Origin of the sequence: Corallococcus sp. AB030 (assembly GCF_003668965.1) — a bacterium.
GTDB classification, from domain to species: Bacteria; Myxococcota; Myxococcia; order Myxococcales; family Myxococcaceae; genus Corallococcus; species Corallococcus exiguus.
In genome coordinates, this window is sequence record NZ_RAWQ01000535.1 from 1 (window position 1) to 388 (window position 388).

The 388-nt window shown below is 74.7% G+C and carries 1 protein-coding gene; it reads right to left on the reverse strand.

What is annotated here, in order from left to right; translation table 11 throughout:
- On the reverse strand, positions 1-388 hold a 388-nt coding region (locus D7Y15_RS43950; RefSeq protein WP_148713066.1), incomplete at both ends, for a dihydroxyacetone kinase subunit DhaK.

Consider the following 388-nt stretch of genomic DNA (forward strand, 5'->3'; position numbering starts at 1 on the left):
GCGCCACGCCCATGCTGCCCAGCGCCGCAGCCGCTTCGGAGGCCTCGCGCGCCACCTCCGCCAGCGACGCTCCCGCCGCCGCCGCCGCCCCCGCCACCTTGTGCACCAGCACCACGCCAGCAATGCCCCGGCGCCGCTCGGGCTCCACCGTGTCCCGCAGAGCCACGTCGTCCGCCACGACCACCACTTCCGTCGGAATCCCCTCCGCCCGCGCCAGCTCCGCCGCGAGCCCGAAGTTGAGCCGGTCCCCCGTGTAGTTCTTCACGATGAGCAGCGCCCCCGCCGTCCCCGCCACCGCTCGGATCGCCGCCAGTACCGCGTCCGTGCTGGGCGACGTGAACACATCCCCCGCCACCGCCGCGTGCAGCATCCCCGTCCCTACATAGCC